Source organism: Ensifer sp. SL37 (assembly GCF_026672675.1).
In the GTDB taxonomy this organism is placed as follows: domain Bacteria; phylum Pseudomonadota; class Alphaproteobacteria; order Rhizobiales; family Rhizobiaceae; genus Ensifer; species Ensifer adhaerens.
In genome coordinates, this window is record NZ_JAPPRN010000006.1 from 1973388 (window position 1) to 1990824 (window position 17437).

Here is a 17437-nt window from a genome sequence, read left to right on the forward strand (position 1 = left end):
GCCCTTGCCCAAAGTCGCACGTGCCTGTGGGTGTCCGCCGACCCTCGATTAGGTGAGGGTATCGGTAAGGTACCTGGAACTAACCCCTCCAGTCGCTATTCCGGCCAACCGGGAAATGCGAGGACATCTTGAAGCAACGACGGTGCGGGCCTTTCTGGTGTCTGCCGGCTTTCCAACAGCCGGGGTTACTGAAGAGGCACACCTTCATTGCCGGAAGTGCGGTTGGGTTATTCCCTCCAATCCATGGCAGACAAAGCCGAATTGAAGCCTAGGCGGGCTTTGATTCACCGTTCGCGCATCGAGCGCATGCATGGTTCCGGGGTCTCCACCGGCTGGTTCCAGAGCATGTGCGCGTATGCCCTTTGTCCTCCGCGAAAGCGGGGCATCTTGGATCAGGGGAATATGGCCATGACCACGGCTCGCATCATCGACTTCATCAACACCCGACGACCGGAAGGCCCGTGCCTTGTTGTCGACCTCGACGTCGTGCGCAACAATTTCAAGGCTTTCCGCCATGCGATGCCGGACAGCTCGATCTATTATGCGGTCAAGGCAAACCCGGCGCCGGAAATCCTGCGCCTGCTCGCCGGCATGGGCTCCTCCTTCGATTGCGCGTCCGTCGCCGAAATCGAAATGGCGCTCGACGCCGGTGCGACCGCGAGCCGCGTCTCCTATGGCAACACCATCAAGAAGGAGCGCGACATTGCCCGCGCCCACGCGCTTGGGGTCAACCTGTTCGCGGTCGACAGCCACGAAGAAGTGGAGAAGGTTGCCCGCGCAGCCCCCGGCGCTCGCGTGTTCTGCCGCGTCCTGACTGATGGTGAAGGCGCCGAATGGCCGCTGTCGCGCAAGTTCGGCTGCGTCCCGCAGATGGCCGTCGACGTGCTCGTCTACGCCCACCAGCATGGCCTCGTTTCCTACGGCGTCTCGTTCCATGTCGGTTCGCAGATGACGAAGCTGGATGCCTGGGATCAGGCCCTTGCAGATGCCAAGCGCGTCTTCGTGCAACTGGCCAAGCAGGGCATCGAGCTCAAGATGGTCAACATGGGCGGTGGCTTCCCGACGAAGTACCTGAAGGACGTGCCGACGGCGGAAGCCTACGGCCAGGCGATCTTCGGCGCGCTGAAGAAGCACTTCGGCAACCACATCCCGGAAACGATCATCGAGCCCGGTCGCGGCATGGTCGGCAACGCCGGCGTGATCAAGGCGGAAGTCGTTCTCGTCTCGAAGAAGTCGGACAACGACGCCCATCGCTGGGTGTTCCTCGACATCGGCAAGTTCGGCGGACTCGCCGAAACCATGGACGAAGCGATCCGCTACCCGATCCGTACGGCGCGCGATGGCGACGAAATGGAGCCTTGCGTGCTCGCCGGCCCGACCTGCGATTCGGCCGACGTGCTCTATGAGAAGAACATGTATCCGCTGCCGATCACCCTTTCGATCGGCGACGAGGTTCTGATCGAAGGTACCGGCGCCTATACGACGACCTACTCGGCCGTCGCCTTCAACGGCTTCGAGCCGCTGAAGGCCTATGTGATCTGATCCGGCCTGCTCCCGTCCTCGGGCGGGAGCGCCACTTCACAATTTTCGTTCGGTCCGCCTGAAGCGGTTTTGATGACGGGAGGCCCCGATGGCCGCTGTTGTTGACGCCCTGCGCGCGTTTTTCGCGCCCACTACATTTGTAATCGATGCGGAGAATCCGGGCGACGTCGTCGCGCGCGAGAACCTGCTCGACCGTGCCATGGGGCCGGAGCGCCGCCGCAAGTCGTCGGAGAAGCTGCGCAGCGGCCGGCTGCCGGCCGAAGGCCTTGCCTTCGTCGCCCGCGATGTCGATGGTCACGTGATCGGCACGGTCCGGCTCTGGAACGTCGAGGCCGGCGTCAGCCGTGAGGGCCATGCCGTGCCGGCGCTGCTGCTCGGTCCGCTCGCAGTCGACCCCGCCCATGAGGGCAAGGGCATCGGCGGCATGCTGATGCGGGCCGCGATCGAAGAGGCCAAGAACCGCGGCCATGGCGCGATCCTGCTCGTCGGTGATGCTGCCTATTACGAGCGCTTCGGCTTCTTTGCCAGCCGCACCCAGCATCTGGTGATGCCAGGGCCGTTCGAACGCGACCGGTTCCTGGCGCTCGAGCTTCGGGACAACTGGCTCGAGGGCACCGCCGGCCTGATCGTTGCCAGCGGCCGCAAGCTCGCCATGCCGCCGGTTCGCCGCGCCGCCTGAGATCTCTTTCCGCCGCCAACCCTGCGGTGGCGGATTTTTCGCTGCTCCCTCGCTGGTCCGATCTGATCGGCGAGGGGGCAGACGCATGACATGCCGGGCGCTCCCTGCTGATCGGTTTGTGATCTTCCTTGACAAGGCAGCGCCGCTGACCTGTCCTTGCGCCAAGGCCTCGTTGCAGGCGGATGGAAGTCTCGCGCATGGATCCGTTCATTTTCGGGGCAGCGACCCTGCTGCCCTTTCTACTGACATCCTTCATCATCGAACTGACGCCGGGACCGAACATGGCCTACCTCGCCATGGTCGCGGCCTCGGAGGGGCGCAGGCCCGGCATGGCGACCGTCGCCGGCGTGGCGCTCGGCCTGGCGATCGTCGGCCTTGCCGCATCCTTCGGGGTCGCCGAGTTCGTCGGCCAGTCGGACATGCTCTATGGGGCGCTTCGCTGGGCAGGCGTCGGCTTCCTGCTCTATCTCGCCTTCGAGGCCTGGAACGGTGACGGTGAGGAGGCGGGGCCGAGCGGCAAGCCCGCATCCTTCTATTTCCGGCGCGGCCTGATCACAAATCTGCTCAATCCGAAGGCGGCGCTGTTCTTCGTCACCGTGCTTCCGACCTTCGTCGACGATACACGCCCGCTCTTGCCCCAGAACCTGACGCTTGCCGCGCTCTATGTGGGGGTCGCGACCGCGGTTCATGCCGCGATCGTGCTTCTGGCCGGGGCGTTGGAGCCGGTCCTCAACTCGCCGGCACGCGAACGGTTGGTGCGGCGTGTGCTCGCGCTGATGCTTGCGGCCGTGGCGATCTGGTTCGGCTGGTCGACGCGACGCTAGGACCGATCAGGACGGGCTCTCGACCTCACGGGCGTCGTAGCAGACGAAGGCCAGCTTGTTGCCGTCGGGATCACGCACATAGGCCGCGTAGAAGCCATCGCCATATTGCGGACGGAAGCCTGGTTTTCCCTCTTCGCTGCCGCCGCGCGCCATGGCGGTCTCGAACAGCCGGTCGATGACCTCCGCGCTTTCCACCAGGAAGGCGGTCATCGCACCGTTGCCGACCGAGGCGGCTTTCCCGTCGAAGGGGTGGCAGGCAAAGAAACGGGGCGCCTTGTCATCATCCTTTCGACCCCAGGAGGAAACCTGCTCGTCGCAGTAGCAGCGCTCCTGGCCGATCAGCGCCATCACCGGATCGTAGAAGCGCTCTGCGCGCCTCAGGTCCGCCGTTCCGACCATGGTGTAGCCGATCATGCCTGTCTCCTCGCCTTGCCTGATGGGGGTGGTCCGTTTCGGTGGCAAGTCGTCTCACACCTGCTCTAGGCACGCAACAGCGGCGATCGGGATTGGAAGGAATGACCGATCGTGTCCGCGTCACCGCCCGCTTTTTCACGCGGGCTATTCGCCGTCGAGATAGGCGCGCCCGCGGCCGGACAGGCGATAGCCGACATCGAGGCTTTCGGTGAGGCCGAGCTCCTTCAATTTGCGGATGCGCGCCTTGAGCTTCAGTTTCTCCATGCCGATGGAGGCGCTCAGCTCCGCTGCGGTCGTCCCGTCACGGACGGCGATCAGCTGCAGTACCGGACGCGTCCAGCCCATGCCGGTGCTGTCGTCGAAGCGCGCGAGCTTGCGGTCGATTTCTGCCCGTCCTTCACCGTCGAGGTCAGCCGCTTCCCGCAGGGCGATGCGTGGATCGTCGCCGGCCCGGTGGAAGGCGATGCGATAGCAGCGCCCTTCGGTGCGCGCGGTAAGCTCCTTCGCGAGGGCGGCGCGATCGGCAAAGCCGGCTTTGCGGGCATCGCTGTCGGTAATCGCGCCTTCGTCGATCTCGTCGACGGCATCGATAGCGAGAACACCGACTGCGGTGCGCAAACTACCGCCGGCCTTGACAGTCGGCTTGGTCCAACGCCGGAAGGCCAAGGTTACGTCGCCGCTGGCGATGCCAGCGAGCACGTTTTGGCGAAACAGCATTTCAGGCGGTGGCGCGGCGATAGAGGGCGAGCGAGCCGGCGAGCGCCAGCAACGCGCCGCCGCAGAGGCGGTCGAGCCAGACGGCGCCGGAACGCTTGAGGAAAGCTGCAGCCTTCGCGCCGAGCAGCGCATAGCCGAACATCACGGTGAAATCGACGGCTGCGAAGACGAGCGCAAGCATGGCGTATTGCGACGCCTGTGGTGCCGCCGGATCGATGAATTGCGGCAGGAAGGCGGTGAAGAACAGATAACCCTTGGGATTGGTGACAGCGACCAGGAAGCTTTTGAGGAAAATCGCGGCAGAGGAAACGGGAGCCGCGCCGCCGGCTTCGTTTGCCACCTGAATCGTCCCTTTCGACCGCAACAGCATGATGCCGAGAAAGGCCAGATAGCCCGCGCCCAGCCATTTGACGACGGTAAACCAGAATTCGGAGGCCGCCAGCAGCGCACCGAGGCCAAGCGCGACCGCGCCGATCAGCACGAAATCGGAGAGCACGGCGCCGACCATGCCGGCGATTGCGCGCCGCACCCCGTAGCGCGATCCGTTGGTGAGTGCGAGGAGGACCGTCGGGCCCGGTGTCGCGATGCCGATGAAGGCAACCAGCGCAAATGCGAGTATCGTCATTTCGGTCATGAGTTCCTCCCTCGTCGTCTCCTTCAGTCGTCCCACAGCTTTTGCGCGTGCGCAATCGTGTTTCGCGCGGACGCAGCCGCATTTCCGGGCCTGGTTTGACAGTCGAGGCGGCATCCCCTATGGAAGCGGCAGGGTGAAGGTCCCTGCCGTCCGCGAGCGTCATGCTTTGGTGAAGTCCTTCTTTTGAGACACGGTCAGCCGAAACGGCATGCGAACCGGTGGCAATGCGGGCTCCCATCTTCAAGGAATGCATGCCGCTGCAGGAGACCTTCTCATGACGCGCGGATCAATCCCGCTTCCCTCGCTCGACGCCCTGAAAGACCAGGCCAAGCGTCTGCGCATCCGCCTCGCATCCGAAGGCGAAACCATCGGCCATTCCCGCTCGCTCGAACTGATCGCCGCCCAGTACGGCTATCGCGACTGGAACACGCTGCATGCCGCCGCCGGCAACCGGCCGCCCTTCAATCCCTGGATGCTCGGGTCCCGCGTGAAGGGGCGCTATCTCGGCCAGGCCTTCGAAGGCGAGATCCTGGGCGTCCAGGCGATCGCGGCGCAGCCGGGACGCTATCGTCTGACGATGAAATTCGACCAGCCGGTCGACGTCGTCACCTTCGAGAGCTTCTCGGCCTTCCGCCAGCGGGTTACCGCGACGGTGGACGAGAGCGGCCGCACGATCGAAAAAACCTCCAACGGGATCCCGCAACTCGAACTTGAATGGTGAGGCGCGAGCACCGCCTTCCGAGGCCCTGCGGACATGTCCGTTTCCGGTCCGGCGCCGAAGTTCAACCCAACGTCCCCGAGGCCGGCGCCTTCCGGGGACGTTTTGGTTTCCGGGATGATGACGGGCGCGCCGTGCTGAGCGCGCGGTCCTGCCGGCCCCTTCGGACATCACGCTTCCCAAGTCAGTTGCGAATGGGATGCATTTGCACTATTGATGTTGTTGCAAATGATTTGCAGAAGCAGGTGGATCGTTGCTGGCCCCAGTCAGGCGCGGTGCGGTGCGTGTTACCCAATGAGGGAGAGGGGCGAATATGGACAAGCCGACAAGACCGGACCTGCTGCGAAGGCGCAGTCTGCTGATGGGCGGGCTGGCGGCAGCGGGTGGAACGGCGATCTGCACCAGCGCCGCCTTGGGTCAACAACAGGCGAGCCATGTCGGTCATGCCGCGCCATCGGGAGCGGCGGGACAGGAGCCGATGCCGGCCATGGGACATGGCGCGATGATGACGGTCGGCGAGGTCGATAGCGCCGTCAACGGCTTCGACCCGACGGAGATGCTCACAGATTGGGACACGGGTACGGTTTCGACGCTGCCGGACGGACGGACGCTGCGCACCTTCGAGATGACGGCGGAGGACCGCGAGATCGAAATCGCGCCCGGCATCAAATTTCCCGCCTGGACCTATAACGGTCGGGTCCCCGGGCCGGCGCTCCGGGCGAAGGAAGGCGAGCGGCTGCGGATCGTCTTTCGCAACTATTCTTCGCATCCGCACTCGATCCATTTCCACGGTATTCACCCGGCGCGCATGGACGGCGTTCCTGGGGCCGGCATGGTCGATCCGGGTGACGAATTTATCTATGAGTTCGATGCCAAGCCCTTCGGCTGCCATCTCTACCACTGCCATGCGATGCCGTTGCGCCGGCACATCCACAAGGGCATGTACGGCGCCTTCGTGATCGATCCCGACCCGGAGCGCCGGCCGGAGCATGTGGAGGTCGCCCGCTCCAGGCTGCTCGGCACACCAGAGAATGCCGGCTGGCAGGAACTGGTGATGGTGATGAACGCCTTCGACACCAATTTCGATGCCGAGAACGAATTCTATGCGGTCAACACCATCGCGCACGCCTTCATGAAACGGCCAATCCGGATCGTGAAGGGCAGGCCGGTGCGCATCTATCTCATCAACGTCATCGAGTTCGACCCGATCAACTCCTTCCACCTGCACGCCAATTTCTTCGACTATTACGATCAGGGCACGACGTTGACGCCGACTTTGAAAACCGTCGATCTCATCACCCAGTGCCAGGCGCAGCGCGGCATCCTCGAATTCACCTTCGCTGAGCACGAACCCGGCCTCTACATGTTCCACCCGCACCAGACCGAGTTCACTGAGCTTGGTTGGGTCGGCATGTTCGACGTGGTGGAGGCGCTCGCATGAACGAGATGCCAAGAGCTGCCATTCGCGCGGCAAAGACCAACCTGGTGTGGCTGGCGTTGCCTCTTATCGTCTTTGGCATCGCCGTTGCCTGGCTCGTATCAACCGATCCGTTGTCGGGCTTTCGCAACGGTGCGCCGCCGGTCGAAAACCTCACCTTCGAAAGAACCGTTCTCGACGATAGTGGTCTCAGTCTGCTTGTTCGCGCCGGCGGATCGGAACCGATGACGGTGGCACAGGTCCAGGTGGACGACGCCTATTGGCAATTCGCCCAGGACCCGCCGGGGCCGATCGCACGCGGTGGGGCCGCATGGCTGAAACTGCCATTTCCCTGGATGCTCGGTGAGGCGCATGCAGTGAAGGTGGTGACCAACACCGGCGCCACCTTTGCGCATGACATTGCGGTTGCCGTGCCGACGCCCCAGGCGACGACGGGCCAATTGCGGCTGCAAGCCCTGGTCGGCATCATCGTCGGCATCGTGCCCGTGGCCGTCGGGCTGATGTTCTATCCGGTGCTGCGTGGTGTTGGGCGCGAGGGCATGGCCTTTCTACTGTCGCTGACGATCGGCCTGCTCGGCTTCCTGCTGGTCGATGCGAGTGGCGAGGCGCTCGAGCTTGCCGGCGAAGCCGCGGCGATCTTCCAGGGGCCAGTCATGGTGGTGCTGGCAGGCTTAGGCAGTTTCCTCCTGCTGATGGCAATCGGCCGGCGAAGCGGTGCGCCGACCGGGCTGGCGCTCTCCACCTACATCGCGCTCGGCATCGGCCTGCACAATCTTGGCGAGGGGCTGGCGATCGGGGCCGCCTTTGCGGCCGGCTCGGCCGGGCTCGGCACCTTCCTCGTGCTCGGCTTTGCGCTCCACAATGTCACAGAAGGCATCGGCATCGCCGCGCCGATCCTGAAGAAGAGGCCGCCGTTCTCGGTCTTCGTCGGTTTGACGCTGCTGGCGGGCAGCCCGGCCGTCATCGGCATGTGGCTCGGGAGCCTTGCCGCCTCGGCGCAATGGTCCGCCTTGGCGCTGGCGATCGGGGCGGGCGCGATCCTGCAGGTGATCGTCGAAGTCGGCGCCTATCTGATGCGTCAGAGCGAGCGCAGGAGCGACGTGTTCCTGACGCCGCCGGTTCTGGCCGGCCTCGCAGCCGGTGCGGCATTCATGTATGCCACCGCGGCGCTGGTGAGGATCTGACGGGCAACAGGATGGGATCAGACGATCGTCTGGTCCATCTCCGCTGCCGGAATTTCATCGACGCGATGGATGCGCACGACGGTTGCCGGCACGCCCGCGACGGTGGTGCGCGGCGGAACGGTCTTGAGGACGACACTGCCGGCGGCGACCTTGCTATAGGCGCCGACCTCGATATTGCCGAGGATCTTGGCGCCGGCGCCGAGCATTACGCCGCGGCCGATCTTCGGGTGGCGGTCTCCGGTTTCCTTGCCGGTACCGCCGAGCGTGACGTTCTGCAGGATCGAGACCTGATCTTCGATGACCGAGGTTTCTCCGATGACGATGCCGGAGCCATGGTCGAGCATGACAGCCTTGCCGATGCAGGCGGCCGGATGAATGTCAGGTCCGAAGACGAGCGAGGCGAGGTTCGAGAGCCAGCTCGCGACCTCACGGCGGCCGTCGACCCAGAGCTGGTGAGCAGCGCGGTAGGTCTGCAGTGCCTGAAAGCCCTTGAGGTTCACCAGCACATGCTTGAGGCCCGGGCAGGCCGGGTCACGCTCTTTCACCGCCTGAAGATCGGCTTCGGTCGCCAGCAGGATCTGAGGGTTTGCCTTGAAGACGTCGGCGAGCAGCTGCGCAAGCGAGCGTTCGTCGACGCGCGCGACGGCCAAGCCGGCTGCGAGCACGCCGGCCAGCAATTCGGCATCCGATCCGGCATCGATGATCGGCATCAGGGCGGGCGCCATGACCGGTTCACGTGCGGCAAGCGCGCGCGCTTCCGCCCGGATCAGGCTCCAGACCGCGCCATCGGCGAGCGGTGCCGCAAGCGAGCCTTCGTACCGTAGCGTCTCAATCAATGCGGTCATGCGCCACCGTTTATCCCGCGATATCGACGACGCCGCAGTCGCCCTCGGCCGAGCCGAAGGCCAGCTGCCGGCCATCCTTGTTCCACGCCATGGCGGTGATTGCGCCCTTGCCGGGACGGCGCAGCAGCACTTCCTTGCTGTCGGCAAAGCGTGCGCCGAGGATCATGCCGTCCTGATAGCCGATGGCGACGATATCTTCGGCCGGATGGCAGCAGACGGAGGTCACCATGATGTCGGAGCGGGTGCCGAGTTCGAGCGGCGCCTTGCCCATCGGGCCGTCCTTGCCCTGGAAGGGCCATACGATGGCAGCCGGCGCGCCCGAGGATGCGAGCCACTTGCCCTTGGCCGACCAGGAAAAGGACTTCACCTTGGCCGGATAGCCGGTCATGCGCATGTGGCGCGCTTCGGCGCCGGGCTTGGCGTCGAGCTTCCAGCCGTGCAGCGCGTTTTCCTGCATCGTGGTGACGAGGAAGCGGCCGTCGGGCGAGAAGGTGACGCCGGTGTGGGCGCCCTTCCATTCGAGGTCGATCGGCTGGCCCGATGTGCCGACCCAATGCAACGACACGCCGTTGTAGCGCGCTGCGGCGACGCGAAGGCCTTTCGGCGCGAAGGCGAGGCCTTCGACGGTGCGTTGCTCGGCGAATTCCTTCGTCGTGCCGTCGGCAAGCTTCACGTGCGTGGTCTTGCCATAGGCATAGCCAACGGCACCTTGCGGGCCGGCGGCAACCTGGGCGATCCACTTGCGCGGCGCTTCGGCGACCAGCGCCGTGGTACCGTCGGCGGCGGTGCGCATGACCTTGCCATCTTCGCCGCCCGTCAGCAGCGTATCGTTGGCTTCGTCGACCACGAGCGATAGCAGGCCTTCGTGGACCTCCGTCGTCTTGTGGCCGAGGTCGAGGCGGTGGATGGCGCCGGTGGCTTCGGCGAAGAAGGGGACGCCTTTGAGAAAGGCCACGCCGACGACGTGACCTTCGAGATCGAGGGGAGCGACAGTCGGCATCAGTTCGGCTGCGCCTCGCAGGCCTTGAAGGTGCGCTCGAGCTTTTCGCGGTCGAGGTCACGGCCGATGAAGACGAGGCGGCTTTCGCGCTTTTCGCCTTCCTTCCACGCACGCTGGTGATCGCCCTCGATGATCATGTGAACGCCCTGAACGACGTAACGCTCGGCGTCGCCAGCAAAGGCGATGATGCCCTTCAGGCGCAGGATGTTCGGGCCGTCCGTCTGGGTGATCTTCTGGATCCAGGGGAAGAAGCGATCCGGGTTCATCTCGCCGCCGCGCAGCGAGATCGACTGCACCGTCACGTCGTGGATCGGCGAGGGGGCATCGTGGTGGTGATGATGGTCGTGATCGTGGTCATGATCATGATGGTCGTGATCATGGTGGTGATGGTGATGATCGTGGCCGCAATCCGGACCGCAGGTGTGATCGTGTTCGTGATCGTCCTGGTCGAGGAAGTGCGGATCGTTTTCCAGCGCCTTTTCGAGATTGAAGGCGCCCTGGTCGAGGACCTTGGCGAGATCGATCTCGGAGCGCTGGGTGCGATAGATGCGGGCCGACGGATTGATGACGCGCACGGTCGCCTCGATGCGCTCCAGTTCCTCGGGCGTGACGAGGTCGGTCTTGTTGAGCAGAACGACATCGGCGAAGGCGATCTGGTCTTCGGCCTCGCGACTGTCCTTCAGCCGGAGCGGCAGGTGCTTGGCGTCGACCAGCGCGACGACGGCGTCAAGCTCGGTCTTGGCGCGCACGTCGTCGTCCATGAAGAAGGTCTGGGCGACCGGGACCGGGTCGGCAAGGCCCGTGGTCTCGACGATGATCGCATCGAAGCGGCCGGGGCGGCGCATCAGGCCTTCCACCACGCGGATCAGGTCGCCGCGCACGGTGCAGCAGACGCAGCCGTTGTTCATCTCGTAGATTTCCTCGTCGGATTCCACGATCAGGTCGTTGTCGATGCCGATCTCGCCGAACTCGTTGACGATGACCGCGTATTTGCGGCCATGGTTCTCGCTGAGGATGCGGTTCAAAAGCGTCGTCTTGCCGGCGCCGAGATAGCCGGTGAGCACGGTGACGGGGATCGGCTTCTGCGGGGATGTTTCGGTCATGGGAACCTCTGGGATTTCCGGATGCGGGAGCAGGCATCCTAGTCGCGTCTCATATAGGAGATGCGGCGGCGATGCGCAAATGGCGCGGGCGATTTTGCCGGTCGGGCGGCGTTGATCGCTGCGATCCCGATAACCCTCCTTTCATCAAGATCGGCGAGAGTGCGCGGCACATCGAAGGGGTGCGCACGTGAAGACGATTTCCATCAACGGCCGGTTCCTGACCCAGCCGCTTACGGGCGTGCAGCGCTTCGCCCGCGAGATGACCCGGGCGCTCGATCAGCGCATCGCTTCGGGTGCGGTGCCGCATGCGCTGAAGGGCGTGCGCTGGCGGCTCCTTGCTCCCGGCAAGGCTGTCGACGATCTCGGCCTCAAGGCGATTTCGGTGGAGCGCTTCGGCTCCGGCCCGGGCCATCTGTGGGAGCAGGGGCCACTCTTCTGGCGGTCACGCCGCGACACGCTCATCGGCTTCGGCGGTAGCGGGCCGGTGCTGCATGGCGACCAGGTGGTGGTGATCCACGACGTTACGCTCTTTCGCCATCCGGCCTCCTTTGGCCGCGGCTACCGACTGTTCCACGGAACGCTCGGCTATCTCCTCACACGGAGGGCGAAGATCGGCACGGTCTCGAACTTCTCGCGCAAGGAACTAGCCGACGTCTTCCGCGTGCCTTCGGCCGGTATCGACGTGATCTACAATGCAACCGATCACTTCGCCGGCCTTCAGCCGGACGACGGTGTCATCGCGCGGCTCGGGCTGACCGATACGCCCTTCTTCCTGCTTGTCGGCACCCTGAAACCCAACAAGAATGTCGAGTTCGCTGTCCGCGCCTTCGAGACCCTTGGCGCCCGGGACCACAAGCTTGTCGTCGTCGGCGGCACCGATCCCAACGTGTTTCGCGACATCGCGCCGACGTCGAAGGGCGACCTGATCTTTCCGGGGCGCCTGACCGACGCGGAGATCGCCGGGCTGCAACGCCGCGCTGTCGCCTTCGTCTTTCCGAGCCTCTACGAAGGCTTCGGCATCCCGCCGCTCGAAGCGATGACGCAAGGCTGCCCGGTGCTGGCCGCCGACATCCCGCCGGTGCGCGAGGCCTGCGGCGACGCGGTTCGCTATTTCGATCCGTTGAAGACGGAAACGCTGGTCGAGGCAATGCGGATGATTTCGGCCGACGCGACTTTGCGTCGTGAGTTGACGCATGCCGGTTACGACAATGCCAAGCGCTTTTCCTGGGATGGAAGCGCGGTGGTGCTGCTCAACATGCTGGCTGCCAGCCGGGCTTGATGGCTGCGGAGGGCGTTAGAGGTCGAGCACGCGCATCGGGTCCAACCGTCCGCGCAGCATATCCAAGACGGCGATGACGTTGCCCTTCAGCCGACCGCGGCGGTCGACGAGGCCTTGCGACCTGACGCTGCCGAGGATGTTGGCAGCGACGTTGCCCCCCATCAGACGCAGCGCCCATTTGAGGCCGACCGTGCCCTTGTTGCGCAGATAGAGCGGATTGGCGACCTGCGAGTAGCCGAAACGCAAACCCGAGGTGCGGCCGCGCTTGTTGCCGAGATGGACGCCGCGCAATCTCGGCGACTTGACGATGCGCCCGCGTGACGCAAGTCGCCGGCAGAAATCGACGTCCTCCTGCCAGCCGTAGAGCGGCAGGCGCTCGTCGAAGCGGGTGTGCTCGACGGCGATCGCCGCAACACGGAAGGCCATGTTGCAGCCGTAGGCATTGAAGGCGGGTGTGATTTGATCCTCGGGCGCGGGACCGGCGTCGCCATCGAGTATCGCCTTCGCATCGGCCACCGAAATGCCGGGTCCGTGAATGCCGTCTGCCAGAACCAGGCCGGTTGCAACGACGATATCCGCCTCGCGCGCAAACAATCGCTCGGACTCTGCGAGAAAGTCGTGGTGTGGCAGGAAGTCGTCGTCGAAGAAGACGATCAGGTCGGCGGTCGTCGCGTGGTCGAGGATCGCATTGCGCTGCGCGCTCGAGCCTTTGCTGCCCTTAACGACGCGGACGTCGACTGCGAGGGCACTGAGGCGGTTTTCGTCGATGTCCTCGGGCGCGCTCGGGCAGACCAGGATGGAGTCCGGCAAGCGGGTCTGCCGCGTCAGATGCAGCAGGGTCTCCGAAAGGACTTCGCGGCGGCCTGCGGTCGCTATGCCGACGACGATGTTCATGGCGGACTCTCCGAACGTTTCGGCGGCGATCTAACCGGAAATTCGTGCAGTTTTTCTTAGCGCAATTGTTTCCAGCCCTATGGGGCCGGAGCCCGCATCATCAGCCGCAATTGGTTGAGTGCGAGGAGGCACAGGACGCCGCCCCCGAGGATGCCGGCGCCGATCGCGAGATAGCTGGTTTCGCCGGCGAGCGCGAAGGCGAAACCAGCCGTGGCGAGCCCTGCGGCGGCAAGAAGCACCGGCGACCAGGGGAGGTCGAAGGGAAGCACCGCCATCAGGCGCAGACCGAAGGCGGTCGCAAGGACCGCGCCGATCGCACCACCGGTCGCAAGCGCCGTATCGCTCGGGCCTGCGACAACCAGCGCCGCGAGCGCCCCGAGGTTCAGCAGCAGGCAGTCGATGACGGCGAGCAGAAGGATCAGCGCAAGACGCTGCTTCAGGTGCAGCGGCGTCGGCAACATGATCTGCGTCAGCGTGCGGGCAAGCGAAATGAGGATGATCGCGGGCGCCGTGGCGAGGAACCCCTGCTGCAGGTCCGGGCTGATGACGACCCACGTGACCGGCAGGAGCACTGCAAAGATGCCGGCCGCCATCATCAGCGCGAAGCTGGCAAGCAGGGCATAGTATTGCCCGAGCGTCCGGGCGAGGTCCGCGCGGTTGTCGGTCCGGTCGTGGGCGGCGACGATTTCGGGGTACTGGATCGCCTGAAGCGCCGAAACGATGAGCACGAAGGGCCGCTGCAAAAGGTCGAGCGCCAACAGCGCGCCGGCGGCACCCGTCGCTCCGAGAACGGATGTCAGCAGCGTCTTGAGGGCGAGCGGCGCGAACATGGCGGCCGTTGCAGCGCCGGCCGAAACGCTGCCATAGACGAGGTGCTTGCGGAAGCGCGCAGTCTCCAGTGCAACGGTCGGTCGCGCTGCCGGGCTGCGGGAAAGAACCGAGGCGAGCAGGCCGTAGGCAGCGTAGCCGGCCAGAAGCCCCGTGACCGTCGAGAGGAAGGTGGGCGAGGCCAATGCCCCGGCGAGCGTGCCGACTGCCAGAATTGTGGCGCGTGATCCCTGCAACACGGAAAAGGCGCGAAAGTCCTGACGAAACCGCAGCATCGTCAGATGCAGGTCGCTGCCCCCTTGCGCGATCGACACCAGACCGCCGACAAGGGCGACGACCGCCGGCACGCCGAAGAACACGGCTATCGAGGCTGCGGCCAGGCAGAGTGCTGCGCAGACCGTCGCTTCAACGAGGATCGTGCGCCGCTCAGCCGCCTCGCTGTCAGCGTCCGGCCCCGGATAGAAGCGGGTGCAGGCGAAGCGCACCCATTCGAAAGCGGCGATCGCTGCGAATTGGCAGATCGAGACGAACAGCGAATAGCTGGCGTAGTCCGCAGGCGCCAGCCAATGGGCGACGATGATCAGCAGGCCGAAGGCGATGACGGCCTGATAAAAATAGGCGCCGAGCGCTATGATCTTCGCCATGGGTTCTCTGCTCTTCCAACGGACGTCCTTGATAGCGCAAAACCGCAAAGAAAGTGTTTGCCGGGCGTCGGTTCACGCGTCAGGCGAGTTCAGACGGGTCGAAATCCCTGACGTCTTCGAGCAGTTCGACAAGGCCTTTGACGGCATGGGCAAGCAGCGCCTCGCCGCGCGCAGCCGTTGCGGCTGACGCGTTGCCGGCAACGCCATCGGCGTTGAGGTCGCGCATCTTCCAGCCGAAGGCATGCGGGCCGTAGGCACGCAGATGCTTGAAGCGACCGGCAAAGTCGCGCTGACGCGAGGGGAAATCGGACGCTTTTGTCGTGTCCACCTTGTCAGGATGCAGCGCCAGCATCACCGAAGTCTCGATATCGCCGCCGTGAATGTCGAAGGCCTTGTCTTCTGGCGCGATCCAGCCGTCCGGCTGGCCGAAGCGGGTCCAGCTGGTTGCGACCGCCAGCATGTTCAAGCGCACGCGCGCTTCGGTCGCGACGATCGTCATCAACGGCGAATTGCCGCCGTGGGCGTTCAGCATCACGAGCTTGCGAATACCAAGGCCATGGAGATCCCCGGCGATGCCGAGCCAGCGCTCCACGGCCTCGTCATAGGCGAGCGTGCGGGTGCCGGCGACATCCATGTGCTCGATCGAGTAGCCGACCGGCTCGGCCGGCAGGAAGGTTACAGGCAGATCGGCGGGAAGGACGGCGATGGTGCGGGAGACGATCCCCTGGGCAATCAGCGTGTCGGTTTCGAAGGGCAGGTGAGGTCCGTGCTGCTCATGCGCGCCGAGCGGCAGCACCGCGATCCAGTCGCGGCGGGCGTCAGGCGGAAGATCGGCCGGATTGTCCTGCCATCGCGGCTCGGGCATCGACATTTCTCTTCGATCCTCCACGTCAATTGTCGTAAAATTGTTATTTGAGTCATACAGTTCGTAATCGCAAGCTGTATTGTTATAAGTGTTCGAGACGGGATTCGGCAGGAGGTCCAATGGGCAAGAAGAACAAGGCCGAAAAGAAGGGCAAGAACGGCAAGAAGAAGGACGAGCTCCTGATCGAGCCTCACGATCTTGCCGCCGTCCTTGTCCAGGCTGCGCGGTCGATGCGCACCGTGCTCTCCCGCAATCTGCTCGAAAGCGGCCTCTATGCCGGACAGGATGGCGTCATGCTGGCGCTGGCCGAGACCGATGGCCTGACGGCCGGCGGGCTCGCGGTCAAGCTCGGCGTCAAGGCGCCGACCATGACCCGCACCATCGGCCGCATGGAAGCGCAGGGCTTTCTCGAGCGGCGGCCGGACGACGATGATGCCCGGCTCACCAAGGTCTATCTCACTGAGCCCGGCCGCAACCGGCTGCAGACAATCGCCGAGGCCGGTCAGCACTCGGAAAAGCTCGCGACCCGTGGTCTGACCGACAAGCAGGTTCGCACGCTGATGAAGCTGCTGCGCGCCGTCGACAGCAATCTTCAGGCTGCGCGCGCGGCCGACTGAACCGGATTTGCCGCATATTGCCGCGGCGATTTAAACAGTTTAAATAGGGATTTAAATTTGTGGCACGCGTGCCGTCTCAAAGGCGCGCGAAGGGTGCCGAATGGTTTGACGCACCGCTCCTGGCTGGGGTTCGTGCGGATGGGGCGAAACAGGGCTTACAGGGGGCATCGTGGCGCAAAAGGTCAAGCTTTCGACGATCGCGGAAACACTCGGTCTTTCGACGGCGACGGTATCCCTGGCCCTGCGTGACAGCCCGCTGGTGGCGACCGTCACCCGCGACAAGATCAAGGAACAGGCGCGCGCGCTCGGCTATATCTACAACCGCCGCGCCGCCAGTCTCAGGACATCGCGATCGGGCATCATCGGCGTCGTCGTGCACGACATCATGAACCCGTTCTACGGGGAAATCCTGAAGGCGATCGAGGCCGAACTCGACCGCGACAAGCAGACCTTCATTCTTTCCAATCACTACGATTCCGTCGACAAGCAGCGCGATTTCATCGAGACGCTGCTGCAGCTCGGCGGTGACGGCGTCATCATGTCGCCGGCGATCGGCACGCCGCTGGAGGACATCCAGCTCGCCGAGGACAACGGCATGCCGGCGATCCTGATCGCCCGCTCGATCGAGGGCGTGGACGTGCCGATCTTCCGCGGCGACGACGCCTACGGCATCTCGCTTGCCGCCAACCACCTGATCGGCCTTGGCCACCGCTGCATCGCCATGGTCGGCGGCACGGACGAGACCTCCACCGGACGCGACCGCTACCAGGGCTACGTCAACGCGCTGCGCAAGGCCAACATCGAGGTCGATCCGGAACTGCGCATTCCCGGGCCCCGCACGAAGCAGGGCGGCTTCGAGGCCGCAGTGCACCTGCTTTCGCTGCCGCAGAAGCCGACCGCGGTCGTTTGTTGGAACGACCTCGTGGCGATCGGCATGATGAACGGCATCGCGCGCGCCGGCCTCGTGCCGGGCGTCGACATCTCCGTGACCGGCTACGACGACCTGGAAGAGGCGTCGATCGCGACGCCGGCGCTCACCACCGTCTGGAATGGGCAGGCCGATGTCGGCCGCAGTGCTGCCCGCGCACTACTCGACAAGCTCTCCGGCAGCCATGAGCCGGATGGAATTCACCTGATCAAGCCGGAGATGCGCATCCGGCAGTCGACCGGCCCCTTGCGGGTCATCGCCTGAGGTCCATCACCCGCAAGGAA

18 protein-coding genes are annotated in these 17437 nt (G+C 64.6%); 9 read left to right on the top strand and 9 right to left on the bottom strand.

What is annotated here, in order from left to right; all coding sequences use genetic code 11:
* Positions 1-402 precede the first annotated feature (402 nt).
* The 3 genes from odc2 to OVA00_RS21625 all read left to right on the top strand — a co-directional run bounded on the left by odc2 (position 403) and on the right by OVA00_RS21625 (position 3045).
* Complete coding sequence (gene odc2 / locus OVA00_RS21615) at positions 403-1542, top strand: ornithine/lysine decarboxylase (protein WP_218686560.1); 1140 nt, start codon at positions 403-405, stop codon at positions 1540-1542.
* A gap of 88 nt (positions 1543-1630) precedes the next feature.
* Positions 1631-2221 (top strand): GNAT family N-acetyltransferase, encoded by a 591-nt coding sequence (locus tag OVA00_RS21620; RefSeq protein WP_034786966.1) that lies wholly within the window; start codon positions 1631-1633, stop codon positions 2219-2221.
* Between the two features lie 197 nt (positions 2222-2418).
* Positions 2419-3045 carry a LysE family translocator gene (locus tag OVA00_RS21625; RefSeq protein ID WP_034786964.1) on the top strand — a complete coding sequence of 209 codons (627 nt, stop codon included), beginning with the start codon at positions 2419-2421 and terminating at the stop codon, positions 3043-3045.
* A 6-nt stretch (positions 3046-3051) separates the two neighbouring features.
* On the opposite strand, the gene OVA00_RS21630 is transcribed toward OVA00_RS21625, so the two are convergent.
* From OVA00_RS21630 to OVA00_RS21640, 3 genes are all read right to left on the bottom strand, one after another.
* Positions 3052-3459 (bottom strand): VOC family protein, encoded by a 408-nt coding sequence (locus OVA00_RS21630; protein WP_034786961.1) that lies wholly within the window; start codon positions 3457-3459, stop codon positions 3052-3054.
* Positions 3460-3603: 144 nt separating this feature from the next.
* Complete coding sequence (locus OVA00_RS21635; protein ID WP_268089603.1) at positions 3604-4176, bottom strand: hypothetical protein; 573 nt, start codon at positions 4174-4176, stop codon at positions 3604-3606.
* A 1-nt stretch (position 4177) separates the two neighbouring features.
* Positions 4178-4810: a LysE family translocator gene (locus OVA00_RS21640; RefSeq protein ID WP_090297970.1), complete on the bottom strand. Its 633-nt coding sequence runs from the start codon at positions 4808-4810 to the stop codon at positions 4178-4180.
* 274 nt (positions 4811-5084) lie between these two features.
* On the opposite strand from OVA00_RS21640, the gene OVA00_RS21645 reads away from it, so the two are divergent.
* The 3 genes from OVA00_RS21645 (at position 5085) to OVA00_RS21655 (ending at position 8150) form a co-directional block, all read left to right on the top strand.
* Positions 5085-5531, top strand: coding sequence for a glyoxalase superfamily protein (locus OVA00_RS21645; protein WP_089044937.1), 447 nt, complete (start codon positions 5085-5087; stop codon positions 5529-5531).
* Positions 5532-5841: 310 nt separating this feature from the next.
* Positions 5842-6969: a multicopper oxidase domain-containing protein gene (locus tag OVA00_RS21650; RefSeq protein WP_268089604.1), complete on the top strand. Its 1128-nt coding sequence runs from the start codon at positions 5842-5844 to the stop codon at positions 6967-6969.
* Positions 6966-8150, top strand: coding sequence for a ZIP family metal transporter (locus OVA00_RS21655; protein ID WP_268089605.1), 1185 nt, complete (start codon positions 6966-6968; stop codon positions 8148-8150). Before OVA00_RS21650 ends, OVA00_RS21655 begins: the two co-directional genes overlap by 4 nt.
* A gap of 17 nt (positions 8151-8167) precedes the next feature.
* On the opposite strand, the gene cysE is transcribed toward OVA00_RS21655, so the two are convergent.
* From cysE to OVA00_RS21670, 3 genes are read right to left on the bottom strand one after another with little or no spacing between them, the layout of a single operon-like run.
* A complete protein-coding gene (gene cysE / locus OVA00_RS21660; protein WP_113505622.1) occupies positions 8168-8995 on the bottom strand; it encodes a serine O-acetyltransferase in 828 nt (275 codons plus the stop codon).
* A 10-nt stretch (positions 8996-9005) separates the two neighbouring features.
* Positions 9006-9995: a WD40 repeat domain-containing protein gene (locus OVA00_RS21665; protein ID WP_113293572.1), complete on the bottom strand. Its 990-nt coding sequence runs from the start codon at positions 9993-9995 to the stop codon at positions 9006-9008.
* Complete coding sequence (locus tag OVA00_RS21670; protein ID WP_060517547.1) at positions 9995-11098, bottom strand: CobW family GTP-binding protein; 1104 nt, start codon at positions 11096-11098, stop codon at positions 9995-9997. The genes OVA00_RS21665 and OVA00_RS21670 overlap by 1 nt, the downstream gene beginning before the upstream one ends.
* A 187-nt stretch (positions 11099-11285) precedes the next feature.
* Here OVA00_RS21670 and OVA00_RS21675 point away from each other — a divergent pair, with 187 nt between their 5' ends.
* Complete coding sequence (locus OVA00_RS21675; RefSeq protein WP_060581273.1) at positions 11286-12377, top strand: glycosyltransferase family 4 protein; 1092 nt, start codon at positions 11286-11288, stop codon at positions 12375-12377.
* Positions 12378-12392: 15 nt separating this feature from the next.
* Here the strand turns inward: OVA00_RS21675 and OVA00_RS21680 are convergent, their stop codons facing one another.
* From OVA00_RS21680 to OVA00_RS21690, 3 genes are all read right to left on the bottom strand, one after another.
* Positions 12393-13271: a glycosyltransferase family 2 protein gene (locus OVA00_RS21680; RefSeq protein ID WP_060517551.1), complete on the bottom strand. Its 879-nt coding sequence runs from the start codon at positions 13269-13271 to the stop codon at positions 12393-12395.
* 77 nt (positions 13272-13348) lie between these two features.
* Positions 13349-14743, bottom strand: a complete 1395-nt coding sequence (locus tag OVA00_RS21685; protein ID WP_268089606.1) for a hypothetical protein — start codon at positions 14741-14743, stop codon at positions 13349-13351.
* Between the two features lie 79 nt (positions 14744-14822).
* A complete protein-coding gene (locus OVA00_RS21690) occupies positions 14823-15614 on the bottom strand; it encodes a creatininase family protein (RefSeq protein ID WP_268089607.1) in 792 nt (263 codons plus the stop codon).
* Positions 15615-15727: 113 nt separating this feature from the next.
* Here OVA00_RS21690 and OVA00_RS21695 point away from each other — a divergent pair, with 113 nt between their 5' ends.
* Both OVA00_RS21695 and OVA00_RS21700 read left to right on the top strand, forming a co-directional pair.
* The gene (locus OVA00_RS21695) at positions 15728-16225 is read left to right on the top strand and encodes a MarR family winged helix-turn-helix transcriptional regulator (protein WP_034786917.1); all 498 of its coding nucleotides are present in this window, start codon (positions 15728-15730) and stop codon (positions 16223-16225) included.
* A 169-nt stretch (positions 16226-16394) separates the two neighbouring features.
* Entirely contained in the window at positions 16395-17417 is a 1023-nt protein-coding gene (locus OVA00_RS21700) for a LacI family DNA-binding transcriptional regulator (RefSeq protein WP_034786913.1), read from the top strand.
* Positions 17418-17437: the final 20 nt, after the last annotated feature.

What these genes read in the sequence shown, in the direction of transcription:
- cysE (WP_113505622.1), bottom strand. Translation starts at nt 8,995, where the DNA reads ATGACCGCATTGATTGAGACGCTACGGTACGAAGGCTCGCTTGCGGCA.
- OVA00_RS21640 (WP_090297970.1), bottom strand. Translation starts at nt 4,810, where the DNA reads ATGACCGAAATGACGATACTCGCATTTGCGCTGGTTGCCTTCATCGGC.
- OVA00_RS21680 (WP_060517551.1), bottom strand. Translation starts at nt 13,271, where the DNA reads ATGAACATCGTCGTCGGCATAGCGACCGCAGGCCGCCGCGAAGTCCTT.
- OVA00_RS21655 (WP_268089605.1), top strand. Translation starts at nt 6,966, where the DNA reads ATGAACGAGATGCCAAGAGCTGCCATTCGCGCGGCAAAGACCAACCTG.
- OVA00_RS21620 (WP_034786966.1), top strand. Translation starts at nt 1,631, where the DNA reads ATGGCCGCTGTTGTTGACGCCCTGCGCGCGTTTTTCGCGCCCACTACA.
- odc2 (WP_218686560.1), top strand. Translation starts at nt 403, where the DNA reads ATGGCCATGACCACGGCTCGCATCATCGACTTCATCAACACCCGACGA.
- OVA00_RS21665 (WP_113293572.1), bottom strand. Translation starts at nt 9,995, where the DNA reads ATGCCGACTGTCGCTCCCCTCGATCTCGAAGGTCACGTCGTCGGCGTG.
- OVA00_RS21690 (WP_268089607.1), bottom strand. Translation starts at nt 15,614, where the DNA reads ATGTCGATGCCCGAGCCGCGATGGCAGGACAATCCGGCCGATCTTCCG.
- OVA00_RS21625 (WP_034786964.1), top strand. Translation starts at nt 2,419, where the DNA reads ATGGATCCGTTCATTTTCGGGGCAGCGACCCTGCTGCCCTTTCTACTG.
- OVA00_RS21630 (WP_034786961.1), bottom strand. Translation starts at nt 3,459, where the DNA reads ATGATCGGCTACACCATGGTCGGAACGGCGGACCTGAGGCGCGCAGAG.
- OVA00_RS21650 (WP_268089604.1), top strand. Translation starts at nt 5,842, where the DNA reads ATGGACAAGCCGACAAGACCGGACCTGCTGCGAAGGCGCAGTCTGCTG.
- OVA00_RS21645 (WP_089044937.1), top strand. Translation starts at nt 5,085, where the DNA reads ATGACGCGCGGATCAATCCCGCTTCCCTCGCTCGACGCCCTGAAAGAC.
- OVA00_RS21695 (WP_034786917.1), top strand. Translation starts at nt 15,728, where the DNA reads ATGGGCAAGAAGAACAAGGCCGAAAAGAAGGGCAAGAACGGCAAGAAG.
- OVA00_RS21685 (WP_268089606.1), bottom strand. Translation starts at nt 14,743, where the DNA reads ATGGCGAAGATCATAGCGCTCGGCGCCTATTTTTATCAGGCCGTCATC.
- OVA00_RS21670 (WP_060517547.1), bottom strand. Translation starts at nt 11,098, where the DNA reads ATGACCGAAACATCCCCGCAGAAGCCGATCCCCGTCACCGTGCTCACC.
- OVA00_RS21635 (WP_268089603.1), bottom strand. Translation starts at nt 4,176, where the DNA reads ATGCTGTTTCGCCAAAACGTGCTCGCTGGCATCGCCAGCGGCGACGTA.